This window comes from uncultured Massilia sp., from assembly GCF_913773735.1.
GTDB lineage: Bacteria > Pseudomonadota > Gammaproteobacteria > Burkholderiales > Burkholderiaceae_D > Telluria.
Genome location: NZ_CAJYEB010000002.1, coordinates 1 through 22,760, shown reverse-complemented (window position 1 = coordinate 22,760; position 22,760 = coordinate 1). Strand labels below are relative to the sequence as shown.

General features: G+C 63.6%; 13 protein-coding genes, 1 pseudogene and 1 CRISPR repeat array. Of the genes and pseudogenes, 5 read left to right on the top strand and 9 right to left on the bottom strand.

Going from position 1 to position 22,760, the window contains the following annotated elements; genetic code table 11:
* The first annotated feature begins 22 nt into the window (after positions 1-22).
* Positions 23-1,108: a tartrate dehydrogenase gene (locus tag QZ749_RS00450; protein ID WP_296942397.1), complete on the top strand. Its 1,086-nt coding sequence runs from the start codon at positions 23-25 to the stop codon at positions 1,106-1,108.
* A gap of 115 nt (positions 1,109-1,223) precedes the next feature.
* On the opposite strand, the gene QZ749_RS00445 is transcribed toward QZ749_RS00450, so the two are convergent.
* Both QZ749_RS00445 and QZ749_RS00440 read right to left on the bottom strand, forming a co-directional pair.
* Positions 1,224-1,889 carry an HAD-IA family hydrolase gene (locus tag QZ749_RS00445; protein WP_296942134.1) on the bottom strand — a complete coding sequence of 222 codons (666 nt, stop codon included), beginning with the start codon at positions 1,887-1,889 and terminating at the stop codon, positions 1,224-1,226.
* 105 nt (positions 1,890-1,994) lie between these two features.
* Entirely contained in the window at positions 1,995-4,667 is a 2,673-nt protein-coding gene (locus QZ749_RS00440; RefSeq protein WP_296942132.1) for a M1 family metallopeptidase, read from the bottom strand.
* Positions 4,668-4,993: 326 nt separating this feature from the next.
* Here QZ749_RS00440 and QZ749_RS00435 point away from each other — a divergent pair, with 326 nt between their 5' ends.
* Positions 4,994-7,846: a TonB-dependent receptor gene (locus tag QZ749_RS00435; protein WP_296942130.1), complete on the top strand. Its 2,853-nt coding sequence runs from the start codon at positions 4,994-4,996 to the stop codon at positions 7,844-7,846.
* A 142-nt stretch (positions 7,847-7,988) separates the two neighbouring features.
* Here the strand turns inward: QZ749_RS00435 and argH are convergent, their stop codons facing one another.
* Positions 7,989-9,386, bottom strand: a complete 1,398-nt coding sequence (gene argH / locus QZ749_RS00430) for an argininosuccinate lyase (protein WP_296942128.1) — start codon at positions 9,384-9,386, stop codon at positions 7,989-7,991.
* A 145-nt stretch (positions 9,387-9,531) separates the two neighbouring features.
* Between argH and QZ749_RS00425 the strand changes: the two genes are divergently transcribed.
* The 3 genes from QZ749_RS00425 (at position 9,532) to QZ749_RS00415 (ending at position 12,000) form a co-directional block, all read left to right on the top strand.
* Entirely contained in the window at positions 9,532-10,125 is a 594-nt protein-coding gene (locus QZ749_RS00425) for a hypothetical protein (RefSeq protein WP_296942126.1), read from the top strand.
* Positions 10,126-10,242: 117 nt separating this feature from the next.
* Positions 10,243-10,686, top strand: a complete 444-nt coding sequence (locus tag QZ749_RS00420) for a GNAT family N-acetyltransferase (RefSeq protein ID WP_296942124.1) — start codon at positions 10,243-10,245, stop codon at positions 10,684-10,686.
* Between the two features lie 87 nt (positions 10,687-10,773).
* On the top strand, positions 10,774-12,000 hold the full coding sequence (locus QZ749_RS00415) for a cyanophycinase (protein WP_296942122.1): 1,227 nt from the start codon (positions 10,774-10,776) through the stop codon (positions 11,998-12,000).
* A gap of 93 nt (positions 12,001-12,093) precedes the next feature.
* A CRISPR array of direct repeats spans positions 12,094-13,682; the repeat unit is 28 nt; unit sequence TTTCTGAGCTGCCTACACGGCAGTGAAC.
* Between the two features lie 129 nt (positions 13,683-13,811).
* Here the strand turns inward: QZ749_RS00415 and cas6f are convergent.
* From cas6f to cas1f, 6 genes and pseudogenes are all read right to left on the bottom strand, one after another.
* Positions 13,812-14,375, bottom strand: coding sequence for a type I-F CRISPR-associated endoribonuclease Cas6/Csy4 (gene cas6f / locus QZ749_RS00410; protein WP_296942120.1), 564 nt, complete (start codon positions 14,373-14,375; stop codon positions 13,812-13,814).
* A 2-nt stretch (positions 14,376-14,377) separates the two neighbouring features.
* Positions 14,378-15,412 carry a type I-F CRISPR-associated protein Csy3 gene (csy3, locus tag QZ749_RS00405; RefSeq protein ID WP_296942118.1) on the bottom strand — a complete coding sequence of 345 codons (1,035 nt, stop codon included), beginning with the start codon at positions 15,410-15,412 and terminating at the stop codon, positions 14,378-14,380.
* A 17-nt stretch (positions 15,413-15,429) separates the two neighbouring features.
* Positions 15,430-16,443, bottom strand: a complete 1,014-nt coding sequence (gene csy2, locus QZ749_RS00400) for a type I-F CRISPR-associated protein Csy2 (protein ID WP_296942116.1) — start codon at positions 16,441-16,443, stop codon at positions 15,430-15,432.
* Entirely contained in the window at positions 16,433-17,731 is a 1,299-nt protein-coding gene (csy1, locus tag QZ749_RS00395) for a type I-F CRISPR-associated protein Csy1 (RefSeq protein WP_296942114.1), read from the bottom strand. Before csy1 ends, csy2 begins: the two co-directional genes overlap by 11 nt.
* Before the next feature lie 180 nt (positions 17,732-17,911).
* Positions 17,912-21,301: a type I-F CRISPR-associated helicase Cas3f gene (gene cas3f / locus QZ749_RS00390; RefSeq protein WP_296942112.1), complete on the bottom strand. Its 3,390-nt coding sequence runs from the start codon at positions 21,299-21,301 to the stop codon at positions 17,912-17,914.
* Positions 21,298-22,277: pseudogene (cas1f, locus tag QZ749_RS00385) on the bottom strand (type I-F CRISPR-associated endonuclease Cas1f). The gene cas3f and the pseudogene cas1f overlap by 4 nt, the downstream one beginning before the upstream one ends.
* Positions 22,278-22,760 lie beyond the last annotated feature (483 nt).

Here is a 22,760-nt window from a genome sequence, read left to right as displayed (position 1 = left end):
TGACGCACCCACAGGAGACATGATGGACAAGCACAGGATCGCCGTGATCGCCGGCGACGGCATCGGCAAGGAAGTGATGCCGGAAGGCTTGCGCGCGCTGGAGGCGGCGGCGCGGCGTTTCGGCATCGCGCTGGAATTCGCCACCTTCGAATGGGCCAGCTGCGACTACTACCTGGAGCACGGCAAGATGATGCCGGACGACTGGAAGCAGCAGCTGGACGGCTGCGAGGCGATCTATTTCGGCGCCGTCGGCTGGCCGGACGCGGTGCCCGACCACATCTCGCTGTGGGGGTCGCTGCTCAAGTTCCGGCGCGAGTTCGACCAGTACGTGAACCTGCGTCCGGTGCGCCTGATGCCGGGCGTGCCGTGTCCGCTGGCGAACAAGCGGCCGGGCGACATCGACTTCTACGTGGTGCGCGAGAACACCGAGGGCGAATACTCGGCGGTGGGCGGGCGCATGTTCGAGGGCACCGAGCGCGAGTTCGTGCTGCAGGAAGCGGTGTTCACGCGCCACGGTACCGACCGCATCCTCAAGTATGCGTTCGAACTGGCCCGGCGGCGCCCGAAGAAGCACCTGACGGCGGCCACCAAGTCGAACGGCATCGCGATCTCGATGCCGTACTGGGACGAGCGCGTGGCCGCGATGGGCGAGCGCTACGCCGACGTCAAGTGGGACAAGTACCACGTCGACATCCTGGCCGCCAGGTTCGTGCTGTCGCCGGAGCGCTTCGACGTGGTGGTGGCGTCGAACCTGTTCGGCGACATCCTGTCCGACCTGGGCCCGGCCTGCACCGGCACGATCGGCATCGCGCCCTCGGCCAACCTGGACCCGGAGCGCCGCTTCCCCTCGCTGTTCGAACCGGTGCACGGCTCCGCGCCGGACATCTACGGCAGGAACATCGCCAACCCGATCGCGATGATCTGGTCGGGCGCGATGATGCTGGAATTCCTGGGACGGGGAGAGGAGCGCTACACGCAGGCGCACGACGCGATCGTGCGGGCGATGGAGCGCGTGCTGGTCGACGGGCCGCGCACGCCCGACATGGGCGGGACGGCCAGCACGACCGCAGTGGGGGAGGCGGTGGCGGCCTGCCTGGCCACGGTATAAATGCCGTCGTCCCGGACCTCGCCGGCCGCCTTGGCCGGGACCCAATTCCCGGGCGCCGTCGTGACGCTTGCAAATCGGATCCCGGCCTGCGCCGGGATGACGTGTCGGTGCTGCGTCAGCGCCGCTCCAGCCGCAGCAAGCCATCCTCCGCACGGCCCGCCCGCAGGTCGGCATAATCCAGCACCGCCGCCACGTCCGTTTCCAGCGGATGCGCGTGCGTCACCGTCACCACCACGCTGTCCATGCCCGCGCTCGCGGCCGAGCGCAGGCCGGCCAGCGTGTCCTCGAACACCAGGCAGTCGGCGGGCGCCACGCCCAGTTTTTCGGCGCCCAGCAGGAACGGGTCAGGCGCCGGCTTGCCGCGCAGGACGTCCTCGGCCGCCACCATCACCTCGGGCAGCGGCAGGCCGGCCGCCGCGATGCGCGCCTCGGCCAGCCTGCGCGGCGCCGAGGTGACGATGGCCCAGCGCCCGCGCGGCAGGCTGGCCAGGAAGTCGGCCACGCCGGCGATCGCCTCGACCCCCAGCGTGTCCTCGATCTCGGCCGCGGTGATGCGCGCGGCTTCGGCGACCGGATCGATGCCGGGCAGTGCGAGGCCGCGCACCGTGTCTTCGGTGCGCTTGCCGTGGATCGTCGGCAGGAAGGCTTCGACGTCGAGGCCGTGGCCGGCGGCCCACCGGCCCCAGACGCGCTCGGCGGCCTTGATCGAGGTGAGGATGGTGCCGTCCATGTCGAACAGGAAGGCGGCGTAGTCGCGCGAAGGCAAGGTGATTGGCGTCATTGGTCGGTATCGGTGATGCGAAAGAGCCCGATAGTGTAGCGCGGCGTCGCAGGGTGCGCACGGGGTGCGCACCCTACGGCAAACGATGCGTCCTCGTCGCGCCGCTTACGATCGCTTCGCCGCGATCTTGTCCGCCGCCTCGACCAGTCGCACTTTCTCGTTCTGGCGGAAGCGCACCGTCTCCATCGAGTCCGCCAGCGTGTCCAGCATGCCCGCTTCCACGTGCGCGCGGATCCAGGCCTGCAGCGTGTCGGCCGGGATGCTGTTCCAGAACACGTCCGGCGCCGTCTTGGCCAGCACGTTCGGGCGGTTGCCCGGATTGGCGGCCGTCAGCTTGTCGAACTGCTGGGTGAAGGTGGTCCAGGACAGTTGCGGATGCTCGGCCGCCAGCGCCAGCACGAGGCCGAGCCGCAGCACATCGGCCTGCGGCGGGATCTCCGGCGACAGCGCGATGGCGGCGGCCTGCGCGGCCAGCTGCGGGTCGCGCACGCGCATCAGGATCGGATAGAAGCGCCGCACCTCGGTTTCGTTGCGGGCGCCGCGCGCCACCGCGTGCAATTGCTCGAAGGTGGCGGCGTCGGCGTTCTGGGCGACGATGGTGAGGATGGTCGCCTGGTCGTCCGGCGCCAGGCTGTCCCTGGCGGCGACGAAGGCAGCGAAGCGGCGGCGCGCCTCGGCCACGACGTCCTGGTCGCCCCAGGCGCCCAGGCGCGCGAGCAGGCTGCGGCGCAGGCGCTGCATGCCGGCGGTCTCGCCGGCCGCGGGCGCCCAGCCCATGCGCGTGGCCACCGGCTTGAGCAGCGCGCGCGCGTGGGCGACGAAGGTGTCGTGGCCGGGCGTGCCGCGCTCGGCGCGCTCGATCGTGTCGAGGGCGCCCAGGATCTGGTTCCAGGCGCGTTCGTTCAGGCTGTCGCCCATCGCGTCGACCAGCGCCAGGTAGCCCGCCAGCGGCCGCGTGCCGTTTTCCACCAGCGCCCACTGGTCGTCCAGCAGGGCGATGCGGTCGCCGTCCGGCAGGGTGGCGAACGCCTTCGTGTTCACGGCCAGCACGGCGTCGTCGTAGGCCACGCGGTAGAAGCCGTCGGCATCGGCGTTGAGCGACAGCGGCTGGTCGCAGCGGCCGGCCGCGATGCGGTCGCCATCCTTTTCCAGCAGCACCGATTGCGCCGCGCCGTCGGCGCCCACGCGCATGCGCAGCGGGATCGACCAGTGCGGCCGCTCCTTGTTGCCGTCCCTGTCGTAGAGCAGGAAGCGCGACTGGTCCAGCGCCAGCACGCGCGTGCCGTTGGCGTCGCATTCGCTGCGCACCGCCACCACCGGGAAGCCGGGCTGCTCGATCCAGTCGCGCGCCAGCCCCGCGATGTTGCGGCCGCTGGCGGCGCCGAGCGCGTTCCACAGGTCGGTGCTGGTGGTGTTCGCGTACTGGTGCTTCTTCATGTAGGCGCGGATGCCGTCGCGGAACACGTCCGGGCCGACGTGGGCCTCGAGCATGCGCAGCACGGCCTGGCCCTTGTTGTAGATGATCAGCGGGTCGGCATTGTTCTGCGGTTCCAGCTCGTTCTCGACCGGGTAGTGCACGGCGCGCGAGCCGACGCGGGCGTCGACGCGCATCGCCGCTTCCTTGCCCGCGTCCTCGGCCTCGCGCACGCGCCAGCCCGGGTTGCGCTTGTCGGTCTCCTTGGCCGCGCCCCAGGAGGCGAAGCTTTCGTTGAGCCAGATGTCGTCCCACCAGCCCATCGTGACGAGGTCGCCGAACCACTGGTGCGCCATCTCGTGCGCCGAGATGCCGAACACCAGCTGGCGGTTGTCGATGGTGGACGTGGGCGTGAGCAGCAGCGTCTGGTCGTTGTAGGTGATCGCGCCCCAGTTCTCCATCGCGCCCTGGAAGCCGCCCGGCACGGCGATCGCGTCCAGTTTGGGCAGCGGGTAGGGCACGCCGAAGTAGTCGTTGTAGTCGAGCAGGATCTGGCGCGCGTCCTCGAGCGCCACCTTGCCGTTCTGTTCCTGGCCGCGCACGGCCCAGACGTTGATCTCGGTGGCGCCGGCGCGCGTGCCGATCTTTGCCATGTCGCCGCCGGTGAATTCGACCAGGTAGGACGCCATCGACGGCGAGCGCGCGAAGGTGGTGGTGGCCAGGTCGCCCTTCACCACGCGCTTTTCCACCGGCATGTTGGAGATGGCCGCCCATTTCGCCGGCACCGTGGCGGTGAGCTGGAAGCGCGCGCGGAAGGCCGGCTCGTCCCAGCAGGGGAACATGCGGCGCGCGTCGGTCGCTTCGAACTGCGTCGACAGCAGCACGTCGCGGCTGCCGTCCGGCTTCTGGAAGGGCTGGGCGAACAGGCCGCGCGGACCGGTCTCGATCTGCGCGGTGTAGGCCAGGTCCAGCACGTGGCGGCCCGGCCCGGCCTTGGCCGCGAGCGTCACGGTGACGATCTGGCGCTTGGCGTCGATGGCCACGCTCCTGACCGGCTTGCCGTCCAGGCGCACGCGCTCGAACGTCATGTTCAGCGCGTTGAACTGGATGGTGTCGGTGGCTTCCTTGAACTGCAGCGTTACCTGCTCGGTACCGCGCAGCGTGCGCTTGTCGACGTCGGGGACGATGGCGATCGCGTAGTCGGTGGGCACCACGTTCTTCGGCAGGTGGCCCGGCGCTTGCTCGAACGAGAAGGGCGCCTGCGCGGGACCGGGCGCCGCGGCGGCGGGCGTGACTGCGGCGGGTGTCAATACCAGGGCCAGCGCCGAGCACAGGGCGGCGGGCAGGAACGGGATGCTGCGCATGGACGAAACCTCTCCTTCGTTGATGACGATCGGAAAAACCTACGCGTGCCGTCCGGACGTGTCAAGCGTATTTGCGTGCGCCGTCGCTGTTGCGTAACTCGGCGGTGAACACGGGCCGCATTTCAAAATCCGTTTGACACCTGAAATTTGTGCTCACTATATTGATTAGAACGATATAAACCATTCCGTTGCGCGAACGCCGCATCGTTCCCCCTGCACCCGCCGCCGCCGGCCCCGCCGGCACGGAATGGCCTCGTCTTGCCCGGCGTTTCGCGCGCCGGGTCCATAACAAGAAGTCAGCAGCGCCACCCCCAAGGAGAGTATCCATGAGCAGCAACCTGAAAGTCCTGCCGCGCACGATCCGCCAGCTGGCGGCCGCGGGCGCATTCGCGGCCACCAGCATGTCCGCACTGGCGCAGCAGGCGCCGGCGCAGCCGCCGGCCGCCGGCGCGGACGCGCCGGTGCAGCGCGTCGAAGTCACCGGCTCCTTCATCCGCCGCGCCGATGCCGAGACCCCGAGCCCGGTCCAGGTGATCAATGCCAAGGACCTGAAGAATTCCGGCTACACCTCGGTGGGCGAAGTCCTGCAGAACATCACGGCCAACGGCGCCGGCACGCTGAGCCAGAACTTCTCGGCCGGCTTCGCGGCGGGCGGCAGCGGCATCTCGCTGCGCGGCCTGAACAACAACGCCACGCTGGTGCTGATCGACGGCCACCGCATGGCGTCGTACCCGCTGGCGGACGACGGCTCGCGCTCCTTCGTCGACATCTCCAACATCCCGTTCGAGGCGGTCGAGCGCATCGAGATCCTGAAGGACGGCGCCTCCGCCGTCTACGGTTCGGACGCGATGGCCGGCGTCGTCAACGTGATCCTCAAGAGGAACTTCAACGGCCTCACCCTCTCGGCCGAGAAGGGCATCGCCACCGAAGGCGGCGGCAAGACCGAGCACTTCACGGGGACCTGGGGCAAGGGCGACCTCGACGTCGACGGCCACAACGGCTACGTCAGCGTCGAATACCGCCGCCAGGAACCGATCTTCTACGACCAGCGCAAGGGCAAGGGTATCTGGAACGAGCTGGACATGTCGCGCTTCGGCGGCAACAACAAGGCGCTGGGCGTCGTCACGCCGCAGAACACGGCGCCGCTCACGCTGTCGCCCTACCTGCTGAACCCGAACGTGACGCGCGTCTACGGCGCCGACAACAGCGCCGCGTTCTCCTTCTTCCCGGGCACCGCCTGCGGCAGCTATGCCCAGATGGCGTCGGGCGGCTGCGCCTACAGCGATCCGACCAAGCAGATCCAGCCCCTGACCGAGAACGTCAACATCCTGGCCAGCTACACGCAGAAGCTGGGCGGCGACTGGCGCGCCGACTTCAAGGCCTCGATGTTCGAAAGCCGCGTCAAGATCAACCAGGGCCTCACCAACTTCCCCTCGTCCTACGGCAGCCAACTGGAGCTGATGTCGGGCGTGCCGCCGCACTACATCCCGAATTCGGCGATCCCGGCGATCCGCATCCCGGCCAGCTACCCGGGCAATCCGTTCGGCGTGGCCGCCATCGTGCGCGGCCCGGTGCCGGGCGCCCCCGACAGCTACATCACCACCGACTCGCGCGCCTACCGCCTGGCCGCCGACTTCGCCGGCAGCTGGAACGACTGGGACCTCGACCTGTCGCTGGGCTATACCCGCAACAACCTGGAGCGCAAGCGCTACGGCGCCCTGAACGTGCCGGCGATGAACGCGGCGCTGAACCGCGCCGTCAACCCGTACCGGATCTACGGCGCCAACTCGGCCGAGGACATGGCCGCGATCTTCAAGACTCTGCGCTCGTTCGACACCTCGGAACTGGACTACGCCGAAGCCCGCGCCGGCCGCTCCCTGGCCAAGCTGGCGGGCGGCGACCTGCAGGTCAGCGCGGGCCTGAGCGCCTTCCACACCAAGCTGTCCGCGCCGGCCATGCCGAACGCCGACGGCATCACCAACGGCGCCTATGCCTTCGGTTCGGAGACGGTCAAGTCGGCGTACGCGGAATTCAGCGCGCCGGTGCTCAAGTCCCTGGAAATCGACGGCGCCGTCCGCTACGACGACTACAGCCTGGCCGGCAGCTCGACCACGCCGAAGATCGCCTTCAAGTTCACCCCGAACGAGACGATCGCGGTGCGCGGCACGCTGGCGAAAGGCTTCCGCGCGCCGGGTCCGGCCGAGAACGGCAATTCGGCCAGCGCCGGCGGCGTCGGCACCAATGCCGACCCGGTCCTGTGCGCCGGCGGCTACCGTGCCGACGGCCTGTACCCGGCCGGCACCGTGATCGCGTCGTGCAACGAGTCGCTGATCGGCCTGACCACCACCAACCCGGACCTCAAGCCCGAGCACTCGGTATCGGCCACGTTCGGCGTGATCCTGGAGCCGGTGCGCGGCTGGAGCACGACGGTCGACCTGTACCAGATCCGCGTGAGCGACCAGATCGTCGGCGGTCCGCGCGCCGACGTCCCGGTGCGCATCGCGCCCGTGCCGAGCGACTGCGCCGACGGCAAGGGCGGCACCATCACCTGCACCCCGAGCGTCGGCCGCATCGCCTACTACCCGACGACCCCGATCAATGCCAACAGCACGCGCACGCGCGGCGTCGAATTCGGCACCCGCTACCGCTGGAACCTGGGCGGCTACGGCCGCCTGCGCACCGAGTTCCAGTACACGCACGCGTTCAGCTACAACATGAACATCGGCGGCATCGACTACCAGCTGGCCGGCGGCCACGGCCCGGCCGGCATCGGCGCCGACACGGCCAACCCGAAGGACCGCGCCCAGTTCGACCTGGGCTGGGAGCGCGGCCAGTTCGAGGCCACCACCTCGCTGCACTGGGTGAAGGGCTACGACCTGACCGACCCGACCAGCGGCCAGACCACCTGCGAGGAGGGCGCGGCGATGAATGGCGTGTTCCCGAACGGGAACGTGCCGGCGAACTTTTGCCGTGTCGGTTCCTTCATGCAGACCGACCTGACGCTGAACTACAAGATGAGCAAGCAGTGGACGCTGCACGCCTCGGTGCGCAATCTGTTCAACCGCCAGCCGCCGGCCGACGTCAGCACCTACGGCAGCGGCTATCCGTACAACCTGTCGCTGCACTCGGCGGGGGCGGTGGGGCGCTTCGTGAACGTGGGGGCCGAGTACCGCTTCTGACGACTGCCGGCCCAAACACCGTCGCCCCCGCGAAGGCGGGGTCCAATCTGCACGCGTTTCGATAGCGCTTGCAGAACTTGGACCCCCGCCTTCGCGGGGGCGACGTCATTTGTCGCGGGGGCGACGGTTTGCTGCTGTGGGTTTATTCGGCCAGCTGCCCGCGCACGCGTTCGATCGCCTTGCGCACCTGCGCCGGCGCGGTGCCGCCGACGTGGTCGCGCGCCGCCACCGAGCCTTCCAGCGTCAGCACCGCGAACACGTCCTCCTCGATCAGCGTGGAGAACGCGCGCAGGCGCTCCAGCGACATCTCGGCCAGGTCGCAGCCGGCATCGTCGCAGGCGCGCACCGCATGCGCCACGGCCTCGTGGGCGTCGCGGAACGGCAGGCCCTTCTTGACCAGGTAGTCGGCCAGGTCGGTCGCGGTGGCATAGCCCTGCAGCGCGGCGGCGCGCATGTTGCCTTCCTTGACCGTGATACCGGCCGCCATGTCGGTGAAGATGCGCAGCGTGTCGAGCACCGTGTCGACGGTGTCGAACAGCGGTTCCTTGTCTTCCTGGTTGTCCTTGTTGTAGGCCAGCGGCTGGCCCTTCATCAGCGTGAGCAGGCCCATCAGGTGGCCGTAGACGCGGCCGGTCTTGCCGCGCGCCAGTTCCGGCACGTCCGGGTTTTTCTTTTGCGGCATGATCGACGAGCCGGTGCAGAAGCGGTCGGCGATGTCGATGAAGCCGACGCGCGGGCTCATCCAGGTCACCAGTTCTTCCGACATGCGCGAGATGTGCATCATCAATACCGATGCGGCCGCCGTGAACTCGATCGCGAAGTCGCGGTCAGACACGGCATCCAGCGAGTTGTGGCAGACGTCCTCGAAGCCGAGGGTCCTGGCCACGCGCAGGCGGTCGATGGGGAAGGTGGTGCCCGCCAGGGCGGCGGCACCCAGCGGCAGGCGGTTCACGCGGCGGCGCGTATCCGCCATGCGTTCGGCGTCGCGGCCGAACATCTCCACGTAGGCCAGCAGGTGGTGGCCAAAGGTCACCGGCTGCGCCACCTGCAGGTGCGTAAAGCCCGGCATGATGGTGCCGGCGTGCTGCTCGGCCAGGTCGGTCAGGGCGCCGCGCAGGCCCTTCAGCAGGGCGAGGATGTCGTCGATGGCGGCGCGCATGTACAGGCGGATGTCGGTCGCCACCTGGTCGTTGCGCGAGCGGCCGGTGTGCAGGCGCTTGCCGGCGTCGCCGACCAGTTCGGTCAGGCGCTTCTCGATGTTCAGGTGCACGTCTTCCAGGTCGAGCAGCCACTCGAACTGGCCGGCCTCGATCTCGCCGCGGATCTGCGCCATGCCGCGCTCGATCTCGGCGCGGTCCTCTGCGCTGATGATGCCTTGCGCGGCCAGCATCTCGGCGTGGGCGAGCGAACCCTGGATGTCGAACAGGGCCAGGCGCTTGTCGAAGAAGACCGAGGCGGTGTAGCGCTTGACCAGGTCGGACACGGGTTCGGAGAAGCGGGCCGACCAGGCTTCCGCTTTTTTGGACAGTTGTGCAGTCATGATGGGAAGTGATGAGGGATTGCGTGGATTTTCCTGATTATAAACTGTGCAGGCCCCATGCCGGCCAGCGGCCCCGGTGACATCGACGCCGAAATGCGTGATGATGTGTCGTCATGACAATAAGAAGGGGGACGACATGGAATGGATGACGCGCAGGGCCCGGGTGCTGATGACGGGACTGGCGGCGGTGGCGGCCACGGCATCGCCGGCCGCGCTGGCGCACGATGCCGCGCCCGCGGCGCAGGCGGCGCCGCAAGCCGCGCCGCAAGCCGCGCCGGCCCAGGCGGCCGCCGCCGACGTCGGCACCATCGACGGCATCGTCGCCGCGCTGTACGACGTGATCTCCGGCCCTGCCGGACAGCCCCGCGACTGGAACCGCATGCGCTCGCTGTTCGCGGCCGATGCCCGGATGGTGGTCGTGGGGCCGCGTCCGGACGGCACGGTGGCGCTGCGTACCCTCACGGTGGAGGACTACATCGCGCGCAACGGCAAGGCATTCGCGACCACGGGTTTCTTCGAGCGCGAAGTCGCGCGCACGGCCGAGGTGTTCGGCCAGGTCGCCCACGTGTTCAGCACCTACGAATCGCGCCACGCGGCCGGGGACGCCCAGCCGTTCCAGCGCGGCATCAACAGTATCCAGCTCGTCAACGACGGCGAGCGCTGGTGGGTCGTGAACCTGGTCTGGCGCGCCGAGGACGCGCGCCTGCCGCTGCCCGAACGCTATCTGCCCAGGCGCTGAGCGGGGTGCCGAGCCGGGCACCGTGCCGAGTGTGCGCACGATTGACGCGATCGGCCGCGCCGCTCGGATCGGCGCTAGAATTGGTTTTTTTACCAGATTTGACGCTGTGCCGTTCTTATGATCCCCACTACCAACGACTCCAGTTTTCAAGTCAGCACCGACCGCACGCGCCTCGACCTGCCGATGATCTACCGCTTCCTCAGCGAGCACTCGACCTGGGCCGTGGGGGTGACGCAGACGGTCGTCGAGCGGTCCATCGAGAATTCGCTGTGCTTCGGGGGCTATCTCGATGGGCGCCAAGTGGCGTTCGCGCGCGTTGTCACTGATTACGCAACCTTTGCAAACTTGTGCGATGTATTTGTCGTCCCCGAGTATCGTGGTCGCGGTTATGCAAAACAGTTGATTCGTATGGTGATGGAGCATCCCAGCCTGCAGGGCTTGCGACGCTTTACGCTCTACACTACCGACTCGCACAGTTTGTATGCGCGCTTCGGTTTTGCCCCTCTTCAACGACCAAATAGTGCCATGGAGCGCTATTCTCCTAACATCTATTTGTCCTGACTTCCCTCAACACGGCGACACTTCTCTACAATCAGGCTTACGATGGACATACAGTTTCTGATTTGAAAGAGTAGAAGAAGGGGAACCATGTTTTTGGTGATTCGGCTGGTACTGGCCCTGATGTTTTTGGCGGGCGCGCCAATGTGCGTCGCCGCAACTGATGCCCAAGGCGCTCTGCCGCCCAAGGGTTCGTTGGTCATTATCGGCGGCAATCTGCGTCCAAGTAATGCTCCGGTATGGGAACGCATCATCCAATTGGCTGGCGGGAAGGGGGCACGCATTGCTGTGTTTGCCTCCGCATCTGGCTATCCTGAACGGTTTGGCAAGAGCCTAGTAGAACGATTGAACGCCTATGGCGCTCGTGCGTTTTTCGTGCCGGTTGCGATGCATTTGGCGGGCAGCGATTACAAGACAGCTGCGGACGATGCCGGGGTCGCAGAATCCATTCGTAACGCGGGAGGCGTATTTTTTGCCGGCGGCGATCAGACCCGCATCGTACGTGCGTTACGACACGAGGACGGCAGTAATACCCGCGTGCTGGATGCTGTCTGGGACCTGTATCGGCGTGGCGGCGTGATCGCGGGGTCGAGTGCTGGTGCTGCAATTATGAGCAGCACGATGTTCGGCAGGCCTCGGACGGTGCTGGCAAGTCTCAAATTGGGCATGGACGACGGCAAGGAAATTACTGAAGGACTTGGGTTCGTGGGCGATGATGTGTTCATTGACCAGCATTTGCTGGTACGAGGGCGGTTTGCTCGCATGCTGCCGGCTATGCTCAAAAAAGGCTATAAGCTGGGGCTGGGGATCGATGAAGATACCGCGATGGTCGTGGCGCCTAACCGGGATGTCGAAATCGTGGGGTATAAGGGAGCACTGGTACTCGATCTTGGCAATGCGACTTCGCACGATGGCGCTTTCAATGTCAGCAATGTACGCGTCAGCTATCTCGATAACGGCGATCGATTCAATATTGCTACTCACGAATTTTTTCCGTCCGAAGATAGGGTAGACAATCGTCTCGATCCATCACGTCCCTATTATCGGGAACCGTTATTTTCAGCTGACATCCTTGGAAATAGTACGGTAGTCGATCTGATGACAAAACTGATCGACAGCGACCAGCCTGAAGCAATTGGCATCACACTCGGGAGTCCTAATGGTGTGCAGCCGGATCTCGGGTTCGAATTCCGCTTTGCGCGTACTGATGACAGTGTCGGCTATCAATCGGGGTCGGGGGAGTCGTATTCGATTTACAATATACGGCTCGATATTCGGCCAATTTTGATTCGAAGGCCGTTATATCAGTATCAGTAGTTGCGTGGATAAGCGGCAGCGGAGGCAACCGATGTGTTCGGACGCCTGCATTGCAGTGAACCCGGCCGTCGGGACGATCAGGCTGTTGGCTTATTTCTGAGCTGCCTACACGGCAGTGAACGTAGACCGAATAAGATTCGCCGGATCCCGACTTTTCTAAGCTGCCTACGCGGCAGTGAACAATTACTAGCAGACCCCACCAACCACAAATATTTCTGAGCTGTCTACGCGGCAGTGAACTCGGCACTGCGTCGCGCACTCACGCACGGCAATTTCTGAGCTGCCTACATGGCAGTTAACACTGCTGAATCTGGCCTTCGATGCTTGGGAGCCTTTCTAAGCTGCCTACACGGCAGTGAACTCGTCCGACGTTGCTTCGGGCGTCACAGGATATTTCTGAGCTGCCTACACGGCAGTGAACGCAGCCATGAACGTCATCTATGCCCGTCTCAATTTCTGAGCTGCCTACACGGCAGTGAACGCCAGGCCACGGCGAGCTCACCAGCGCGACCATTTCTGAGCTGCCTACACGGCAGTGAACATCCGCATCGGCTGGCGCACTGGATGCGCGCTTTTCTGAGCTGCCTACACGGCAGTGAACGCGCAAAAAAGCCGGCTCATGGCCGGCGTGGATTTCTGAGCTGCCTACACGGCAGTGAACGTAGATGAAAACCTGCATGTCCAGGCGCTGCTTTTCTGAGCTGCCTACACGGCAGTGAACAAAACGCCGATCACTCGTCGCAAGCCATTGCATTTCTGAGCTGCCTACACGGCAGTGAACGTCGATCTGCCACGTCTGGTGGCGAAAGATGATTTTCTGAGCTGCCTACACGGCAGTGAACGACGGTGAACGATTTGCGTGCGGCGGCGATGTTTTCTGAGCTGCCTACACGGCAGTGAACGATCTTGCCGCGCACGCCCTTGTTGGCTTGCTTTTCTGAGCTGCCTACACGGCAGTGAACGCCGAGCAAGCACGCCTCGCACAGATTCTTGATTTCTGAGCTGCCTACACGGCAGTGAACCCGGTCACCTGCGGATTGGTGTTGATGGCCATTTTCTGAGCTGCCTACACGGCAGTGAACAGGCCAGCTGTTGCCGGTGCCCGGCGCGTCTTTTTCTGAGCTGCCTACACGGCAGTGAACGCGCTTCGTCGATAACGACAATCGCACCTGGTTTTCTGAGCTGCCTACATGGCAGTGAACGACGCGCTGCACGACATCATTAAGTCCGCCAATTTCTGAGCTGCCTACACGGCAGTGAACCTCCGGATTGCGAATTGGCGGCGAATTAGTCTTTTCTGAGCTGCCTACACGGCAGTGAACTGCGATTGCGAGACAACCTTTGCCTCTCGCATTTTCTGAGCTGCCTACACGGCAGTGAACATCACGCTGCAGGAACCGACGGGTGGCCAGAATTTCTGAGCTGCCTACACGGCAGTGAACGCTTCGGGCGTGACCTCAAGTTCTTCCTCGTATTTCTGAGCTGCCTACATCGCAGTGAACCAAGCGGAAGAAATATCGTCTCGTCCAATTGTTTTCTGAGCTGCCTACACGGCAGTGAACGTCGGCCGTCCTTGGTTTTGCTGGCGGTAACTTTTCTGAGCTGCCTACACGGCAGTGAACGCAACCGCCTACATCAGTGCCGCCTTCGCCGTTTTCTGAGCTGCCTACACGGCAGTGAACTAAACAAAATCCAACATAACCCTTTGAAAACCCAACAAATTCCCTCGAAAAGCCTCTCTACACCCAAATAAAGAGGCCTTTCGTAACTCATTGATTTTTAAAGAACAAAATCCGCCCCAGAAAAAAGGGTCAGAAAAAGGGTACCGTCGCCCCACGCCCCAAGCCAAACGTATTGAATACCCCTACAACCGGCTCCAACTGCGGCCCACTTTGGTCAATGAACAGCTTGAATGACTGCCCAGTACTGGCACTGCGCCACTGCACGAACGGCAGCGCCAACCGCCGCGCAACGTGATCGGGTATGCGAGCAAACGCTTCCTGCTCATCGATCTCATGACGCCGCATGAGGCGGCGACGCAGGCGCTCTGGGCTGCTCTTGACTTGGGCTCGCCTGACGACGCAGTGCCTGGCTGTTTCCGGTACCCGCGACGGTGCCGTGATCGTGACGTGGTCCCGCATCCCGGTCAGCCAGCTACTTTCCATCAGCGTCGACAGCACCGCCAGTTCACCATGCAGTCGCAGGCGCTTGCCCAGGTCGGCCGGCTGGCGCTTCGCTTCCGGAAAGCTGACGCCAATGTTCGTGCTGTCCAGGGCCACCAGCGCCCGATGCAGCTTCGAGTACAAGGCGCTCATGAGCTGGTGGGACGGAAATTCCGGATCCGGCCTCACATCGATATCGACATAATGATCCATCGTCAGTCCTTGCCCGCGTCACCGAACACGCCGCCGCGGATCAGGTTGGCCATGACGAAGTGCTGCTGCTCGGGTGCCGGTACCTTGTCCTTGATGATCCAGCCGTCGAGCAGGGTATAGAAGTCCAGCTTTTCGCCCGGCTTGCGGTAGGCCTTGCCCTGCGTCGTCACGGCGCCGTACGGCTCGACCGAGATCGGTCCGTTGTCGGCTGCATCCGGGTACCAGGTATCGATCGAACGCACCGCATTGCCGATTTTCTGGGAGTGCATACCAGCGATCTCGGAGACCGCATACAGGGTCTTGCTTTTTCCTGCCTTGCCCTTGTCGAGAATGAGTTCCTGTGACGGAAACACTTCCTGGCCGGCACCCAAGCGCACGAAGGCGGTGACTTGCAGGAGGACGTAATGCTTGCCGGCCAATCCGTCCGCGATGACGGCGCCCAATTCGGTCAGCGTGGTCGCGGTGTCCTGCGTTGGCTCGAAATGGCGTGTGGAGAGCGACAGTGCATCGAAGTCCCAGGTGTTCACGGGTTGGCCATTGGTCATTTGCGCGACCTGCACGGCGATCTGTTCGGCGCCCAGGCGGTTACGCCAGAGGAATCGTCCGTTCGCCAAATTGTAGGCATAGCGCCGGCCCAGTTCACCGAAGCCGATGGCGTCGACATAGCCTTGCACGGTGCCCAGCAGCTTGCGCTGGTAATCGGCATTGTTGCAGGCCGACGGCGTTCCCGCGCCGCCCAGCACGCGCAGTGTGAAACTGACCTTGAGCGTGTCGGCGTCGGCGGGAAGGGCCGCCACGTCGACGGTTTGCAGGTTCGGGTTTTCGATTGCCGCATCCAGCTTTGCCGGATCCTGGTCTTTCGTCTTGAGCCTGTTTGAGATCGTTCCGCGCACGGATTTTTCTTTTACGCGGACGGCCTGCCAGTTGCCGCTTGTATCCCGCTGGTCCCAGGAGCCGGCGAAGAACAGGGCATCGGACGGATCGAGTTTGCGTTCGAACGCAAGTACCGATGCGGTTTTGAGTGCAGCAGTTGCCATGATTGATCTCCTTGGATTCAGTAGGTGGAAACAGCGGTGGTAGGCGTGGCACGGAAGCCGTTGATGCAGCGGTAAAGCCCGTTCTCCTTGTCGTTATAGGGCTGCCAGAACAGATGATCGATATCGACGAGGCGATGTGGACTGATCCACTGGCCCACTGAGTACACGCTTTCGACGAAGGCAACCGGCAGGGATGGATCGCGCACACGAGCGACGCTGCCGGGTGCTTGCAGCGGCGCGATGCGCGCGAAGCCGACCGGCATCGGCACGATCCAGCCTGCACGTGCATCGGTGCGCCATTCCACGGCATTGCTCGTCGGCGCGTCGTCTTCATCTGCGCTATTTTTCAGGACGGCGCGATGCGTCAGGCTGGATAGGTCGAGAAATGCATCCAGCAGGGTGGCCGCGGGTGCGTCGAGGCGCAGGTCCGCAAACCGTTGTTGCAGCAAATCGTCGCGAGATACCAGCGCGAAGCCGGGAAGCCATTGGCGGGTCAGCTTGCGCAGTATCCGGCTTGCCTCGTGCGGATCGCTTTCCTTCACGAACAACTGTGGTGTCGGCGGACGGCGGAACCGGCCAGGAAGGGGCGGCACCACGGATCCTCCAGCGATGCGCATGCCGGCCACGATGGTCCCGATCCGCTGTGCCAGATGCTGAAGTGCATCCGTGCCGGGCAGCGATGGTGCAACATCGACGTCGATGACCAGAGTCAGGTCGAGGTGAGCGCGGCCTTCCTCGACGATGGCCGCGGTCTCGCCGTCGGGCAGGATGGGGTTGCGCGTGAGGTGGAAGTTGCGGGTGTAGCCGTTGCGCGTGACTTGCGGTTCGATGCCGTGGCAGATCACGCCGATACCGTGCATGGTGATGCTGGCATCGCGTCCGAGCTTGCGCTCCAGGGCCGTCATGAGGCCGGTAAATGCGGTGATGGCCGGGAAGCCCCAGGTCAGCGGGCTCGAAATGGCGTTCGCGTTCTGTATGCGCAGGCGCGGCAGGACAAGCACGGACGGGATTGTTGGCGTTTCAAAGCTCATGGTCGATCTCCCAGTCTTCCAGTTGGATATGCTCATGCAGGCGCTTGCGCCACTCTTGGAATTCCGCGTCGCCGACGTCGAGCGCAGTTTGCAGCCGTGCGTTCAGCCAGCGCCCGAACGCAGCGCTAATCTGCTCGGCCGTATCGGTCGGCACGGGACGTCCATCGGCGGCTCTTGCTTGCTGCACGCCTGCCGGGTCGAGCCAGTGTTGTTCCGATGGCGGCAACTTGCATGCCGGAAGCTGGCTCCAGCCGGGAGAAAGCGACCTGAATTCGGCTGAAAGCTGTTGGAAAATGTCGATCAGTTCACTCAACAAGGCGGCGACGCGCAAACGGGTTTTTTCGTTTGGTTTAGGATTCTTTTTCAAGAAAAGCTGCAGTGTTGTAATGATGCGTTTGACATCCGTCCGGAAGCCGTATCGTACGAACAGCGAATCGACATTCCATAGTGGCTTGAGTTCGCTCGTTCGCCAGACGGGAGGAAGGGATGCCAGCAACAGGTTTTCGCCGCGTCGGTCACTGTTGAGCTGGCTTATATTGTGGGGCTTCGTCCCTCCTACCTTCCTGATTGCCAGATTCGGATACTCGCGTACGTAGCGATCGCTGAATTCATTCTTCTTGCGCGCCTCCCTCGCCGCCGTTGCGGCTTCCCCGAAACGGTCATCCTGGATTTGCAGGTGAATGCGGTGCGCCAACGAGCTTGCGTGCAATGGCACTAGCAAGTCGAACCCATGGTCGTCGTGCGGATCGTCGCCGACCGGCCAGAATAGCTGTTTTGCCAATGTGTGCGAATGCATGCGATCGCGCGGCTTTGCCAGTCCGGCAAAGGCCTCAAGCCATTCCTGCGCCTGCTCGGGGTCGTCGTGCAGGGCCATCTTGAAATGGGCATCGCCCCGCAGCGACAGGTCGAGCAAGGTACTGCCGTCGTGCTCCAGCTTGAGAAATTTGTAGACATTGAGTGCCGCTGCATTTCCCACGACGTCGATCTCGAAATCGTCGCCGAGGCAATGACTACCGACGACATCCAGGATCGATTGGCTGGATGGGGCACTGTACAGGCTCGATCCCTTGGCATCCGGATGGATGGGTTTGATGGAGTGAGTGACGGCCTGGATTTGCTCTACGCGCCGGGCCGCGTCATCGAGCCATGTGGCCGGTACAAACTGCTGCGCTAGCTCAATACGCTTGGGATCGTCGATAGCCAGCTTGTCGAGTTTATCTTCCAAGCGCTTTGCCAGGAAGGTATGGATCAGACTTCGAAGTTCGGTAACGCGTTGTGGATCGGTCACTATCATTTCGTCCTCCTTGCTTAGGTGCGGAGAAATGATCTGCCACTATAGAAATCCTGTCACCTAGCTATTATGTGAGTATTTTTCATTTCGTTATAATCAGATCCACTGCAGCGCATGCAGCTCAGCAAACTATGGAAGTGCTGTCTCTCTACTGCCGAACAGGCAGCTCGTTGTGCTCTATGGCATGTATGCCGAAAACCCCAGCGCCACATGGAAGCGCCAGCCTTGATCGCGCCTTGGCAGGGTCACGGTGCTATAGCGGCGAGCACAATCCGCGATAGTCATGTCAAGTTCTTGCGCCAACTGATGCAGTGCTTGCATGTAGTCGACTTGCCCCCACGGAGCGATTCCATCACCCAGAACCATCGCGTCGTCGATGCGATGGTTCATCGATGTATCCACTTCGACGATCACCTCGCCGGTACGTGTCCGGCGTCTTTTCTCTGCAATCTCGACGAGTTCGTAGTCGGAACCGTCTTCGAGCGGGCGCAGGAACAGGTCGACTTGCGGCGCGCCGTCCTTGCGGAACGGCTGGCGCCGTTGCAGGACAGCAGTGAGCAAGGCATCGGCGGGCGGCAGGCTCCACCACGTGGCTGCATTGTCGATCGGCTTTCCGGCCAGGATAGATCCGCGCTTTCGTAGTCCGGTAGAAGCAGGTGCCGGTTTGCCGCTATCGGCCGACATCGTTTGCCGGATGCGCACATGCTCCAGGTCGACCAGTCGGGTCGTCGGCTCCAATTGATGGGCTGGCCGGCTGACGATCCGCGGACGTGCATCGATGACATTGCGTTCTGACTCCGACAGCAGCTGCGCCAGCGAGTGCGTGGACAGGGGGAATGTCGTGCTCTCGAAACCCGGTTTGCAGAAGGCGATTTCTTCGCGGAAGTGGCGTAGGTTCGTATCGAATACCAGGATATTGGGCGACGTGCATTCTTCGCCCCGATGGCGGCGCACCCGGCCCGCCAGCTGGATCAGCGAGCGCATGGACGACGGCTCCACCACGGCCCAGTCGTAGTCGTGGTCGCGCCCGACTTCCGTGACGGGCGAGCCGAGTACGATGAAGACGTGATCCGATTCCGTGAAGCGGTCGAGGCGTTGGCGAATATCGGGGAGGGAAAATACGGGTTCGAGCTGGCTGCGGTCCGGCCAGCGCCGATTGAGTGCCTGGTCCAGACGCCGTTCGATGTCGGAACGGAGTAGCAGAGGATATTGCGAGTGGTACGTGCACAGGTGGATGCGTACGCCGTCCGGCGCGCCCTGCCGGTAAAGGGCCAGTGCCACATCGACGAGCGGCTGGATGTTCGCCATGCGCACCAGGCCGAAGCTGACGCGCTTGCTGCCATGCGGATCGATACTGTGGTGCTGTGCATGCAGGCGCATGGCGGCGTCCAACACGTGGCGGGCGAATTCTTCGGCGTGCCGCTCGCGCCGTATGCCGGCAAGGGGAAGCGGCAGCAGGGCTGCGCGCCGGCGTACCGGACTTTCGGCCAGCCGCGCATGTCGCTGCGCGACGAAGGCGTCATGGGCGTCGCTGAAGGTCTTGGCATCCGTGCAGTCGGCCTGCGACTGCCGGAATTCGTCGACCCATGCGCAGCAGATTTCCGGCTGCGGGTGAGCGGCATCCGGCCGCACACCGCGGTTGCGGTGGAAATGACGTCGACCGTCGCGGTAGGCTTCGAACAGGCCCTGTACAAGGGCTGGCGGCAAGGTGGCCGATGACAACAGTACGCGTGCGCCCAGCATGCCGGCCCAGTGCACGAGCCGCGTCAGCGCGGGCAGGTCGCCGATATCGAAGTCGTCGGGTTCGTCCAGCACCAGGTCGCTGCTCATGAGCCTGAGCATCGGTGCGATCTGGCGGCCGCCGCGTTCGCTCTCGGTGGCGGGCATCAAGTGATCGATGGTGGATACCAGCACTGGTGCCGCCAGCAGAGAACGTACCTGCGGATCGTGCATGATCCTGCGGAGCAGGGGATCGGAATCGTGGTTGCCTTCGAACAGAACGTGCGTGGTTTCGTCGATCAGATCCTGGCGCGACGCCGATCCGGTCTTTTCGGCCTCGGCCTCGTAATGTTCGAAGAGTTCGCGCGTGGCCGTGCCGCCGACCTTGATAGCCAGCTCGTCGTCACGTAGCCCCAGCAGGTCGCGGAAGGCACGCCCGGTTTGCAGGGTCAGCGTACGCAGGCCCATCGCGAACGCACAGCGCATACCGCGTTCCGGATCGGCCAGGCCGTACATGATGCGGGCGTTCCCCAGGGTCTTGCCGCAGCCGGTGGACGCCATGTTGACGACGAAGGCGCCGTGCATGCCGGCCCGTTCGCGCATGGCGGCCGCCATATCCGCGGCCTTGTCCTGCCAGCGGAAGCGTTCGTCTTGGGCGCGCTTGCGTAGTCCCTTGTGTCGTGCCAGTCGAGGCAGGTGCTCGTTGAAGCGTGGCAGGGCGCGCGTTACTTCGGCGCCATGGCTGGCGACGCCGAGCAGGTGCTCGTCCAGCGCCTGGTTGAAGTCCCTGGGGCTGCCGAGCGTGTTTGCATACAAGGGATAGCCCTCTGCCCCCTTGACGCGTCCCGGGTTGTTGCCGCTCAGGCTGGAGTAATGGTGGTCGGCCAGCATGAGGCTCAGGCGCGACACGTGCATGACGTAGGGATTGGACAGCCAGTTCCCCTTGCCGGCTTGCGCGCGCAACGTCGACAGGCGTCTTGCCAGGCGCGCAGCACGCTTGCGCCATGCGTCGGTCGTCACCGGCAGGCCGTGTTCGAATTCCCAGTACAGGGGGAGGGTAGTGGCGTTGCGCTCAGCGGTTCCTTCGTTCCAGCCGGCATCGATATGCTCCAGGACGTTATTGAGCAAATGGACCGAAAATCCTTGCGTGCCGTCGCGATCGTGAGGAAGCGTCGGCAAGCGGTGGTGGGTTACCACCAGCCAGCCGATCGCTTGTGCCAGCGGCGCATGCGACAGTTTGGCGAAAGTACGTGAGACATTCGGATCGCGCCCGTCCCGCTGCAGTCTGTCGGGTGCCAGCCAACTGGAGTCGTCGTCGGACGTTGGCGCTGCCAGGCGCGCTAGCCAGCGTTCGTCGTCGTCCGTTCCGACAAAGGCCTCGAACAGGCGTAACGACACCCATTCGTGCCGGTACTGGTTTTTTTCCTCGAGCTCTCCGCGCAAGCGCCGTTGGAAGGCGACGCTTGCCTTGCCGAGATCGTGCAGCAGGGCCGCCATGCCGGTCAGCAGTTGGATGTCCTGGCCGGTATGCCACTCGTTCTCGTCGGCGCTGCGTAGGATGTTTCGGGTAGTGACATTCGTCGGGACGGCGCCGCGGTTGTTGAATTGCGCGGCATCGCCGACCACCCACAGCAGTTCGCTATGGTCGCGTCCCCATATCCAGTGGCAGGCGACGGCTGTATTGCGCCGCGCGCTCTTCTTGAGAAGGCGACGTAGCGTATCGAGTCCCGCCTGGGTGATCGGCGTCTGCCATGTGCGATCGCCGCGCCGTTCGGCGAACTGGTCGAGGATCCGGCGGGTTTCTATCAGCGCCCGCTTGGTACACTGGGAAACGAACAGGACGTTCATGAGACCATCCTTGCGGTGCTGGTGGCGATGTCCTTGAGTGTATCGATCATGAAATCGAGTGCTTCGGCCCGGGTCAGGCTGTCGACGCAGGCATTGCGGAACTCCTGCTCGCTCTCGCCCCGCATGGCACACACGAAGGCTTGCGGGAGGATGACCGCGTCCTTGACCAGATCCGCCGCATCGAATACCAAGCCACCGCGCCGGGTCTTCCCGTGCAGGATTGCCAGACCATGCGGCAGTCCCAGCACCCAGGTCGCCGTTGCGCCGAGTCCGTATGCCAGATAGTTGCCGTGGTCGAGCAGGCGATTGGCGGGATCTTGCCGCTGCCTCGCTTCGAGCGCACGAAGTCGCCGTAATCGACAGCGCCGGCGGCCATCTTGTAGAGCTGCTTGGTCAGCCGGGCTTCATGGGTGAGCAGGAAGGCCAGGTCCGGGGAGTTTTCGATCGATTTGCGTGCGGTGGCCAGCACCTCGTCCAGTATGCTGGCATTGATATCGAAACCCTGTTCTTTCAATGAGCGTTGTCCGGTCCAGTGCGTACGAATGTAGCCCAAGCGGGCCAATTGCAGGGACTTTGCCGCGGCAAGGCGCAATTCGTCGTCGAACCAGAAGCGAACCCAATGCTGCAGGTATTCGGTTGGACGATATTCGCTTTGCGGCGAAAACCAGGCCACTTCGATATCGATTTCGTTGGCGCTGAACAGCGGCGTGCCGCCACCGCCACAAAATCCGACCAGTACGCCGGCCTTGGCCAATTCACGCATGGCGGCCTGGGTGACCGACGTGCCAGTTCCCAGCAGGACGGTCGTGGTATTGGCGATCGGGATATTCCAGTACAGCGAGCGCTTTCCTTCATCCGTGATGTATTCGACGCGGCCGCCGTTGACCAGTAATCGGCAGTGCTCCAGGTAGTAGATATTTGCGCGTTTGGAGTGGAGGATCGATTTGAGGTCGCTGAAGGCGATATGGTCTGACATGGGAGTAATCCAATGACATGGGGCGGTGGTGACTATGAAGGAGTTGACGCCGTGAAATTTTCAATGAATGAAGAATTTAACTTATCGTTATTTTATTTTCCTGGCAACAATAATTTCGATTGGTTGGGCCTCCAGTGGTTGATTGGGAATGCATTCCTTGAGTCTGGGTTGTGATGGTGGTGACCGAGGATCTTGCGAAGGGTGCACGTCAATCCAGAAGACATGGGTGTCGTCGGTGCAGGAAGTCTGATCGCGTTCAGTATCAGTTTTTTTGCGGAACCAAGTGGTGGGCTACAATCGGCAGGTGCTACGCAGCGTAGTGCCAGACCCTTTTTTGTGAGGGTATAGATCGATCTTGAATCGCCACGACTACCGTAGACACTCCTGAGCCATAATGTTGGGCACAAGGAGAAGGTATGAGCGGAAAGCGGTACACAGAGGAATTCAAGATCGCGGCGGTCAAGCAGGTGGCGGAGCGCGGTC

Bases quoted from the DNA above. Each gene is read 5' to 3' on its own strand.
- QZ749_RS00450 (WP_296942397.1), top strand. From the start codon at position 23: ATGGACAAGCACAGGATCGCCGTGATCGCCGGCGACGGCATCGGCAAG.
- QZ749_RS00445 (WP_296942134.1), bottom strand. From the start codon at position 1,889: ATGACGCCAATCACCTTGCCTTCGCGCGACTACGCCGCCTTCCTGTTC.
- QZ749_RS00440 (WP_296942132.1), bottom strand. From the start codon at position 4,667: ATGCGCAGCATCCCGTTCCTGCCCGCCGCCCTGTGCTCGGCGCTGGCC.
- QZ749_RS00435 (WP_296942130.1), top strand. From the start codon at position 4,994: ATGAGCAGCAACCTGAAAGTCCTGCCGCGCACGATCCGCCAGCTGGCG.
- argH (WP_296942128.1), bottom strand. From the start codon at position 9,386: ATGACTGCACAACTGTCCAAAAAAGCGGAAGCCTGGTCGGCCCGCTTC.
- QZ749_RS00425 (WP_296942126.1), top strand. From the start codon at position 9,532: ATGACGCGCAGGGCCCGGGTGCTGATGACGGGACTGGCGGCGGTGGCG.
- QZ749_RS00420 (WP_296942124.1), top strand. From the start codon at position 10,243: ATGATCCCCACTACCAACGACTCCAGTTTTCAAGTCAGCACCGACCGC.
- QZ749_RS00415 (WP_296942122.1), top strand. From the start codon at position 10,774: ATGTTTTTGGTGATTCGGCTGGTACTGGCCCTGATGTTTTTGGCGGGC.
- cas6f (WP_296942120.1), bottom strand. From the start codon at position 14,375: ATGGATCATTATGTCGATATCGATGTGAGGCCGGATCCGGAATTTCCG.
- csy3 (WP_296942118.1), bottom strand. From the start codon at position 15,412: ATGGCAACTGCTGCACTCAAAACCGCATCGGTACTTGCGTTCGAACGC.
- csy2 (WP_296942116.1), bottom strand. From the start codon at position 16,443: ATGAGCTTTGAAACGCCAACAATCCCGTCCGTGCTTGTCCTGCCGCGC.
- cas3f (WP_296942112.1), bottom strand. From the start codon at position 21,301: ATGAACGTCCTGTTCGTTTCCCAGTGTACCAAGCGGGCGCTGATAGAA.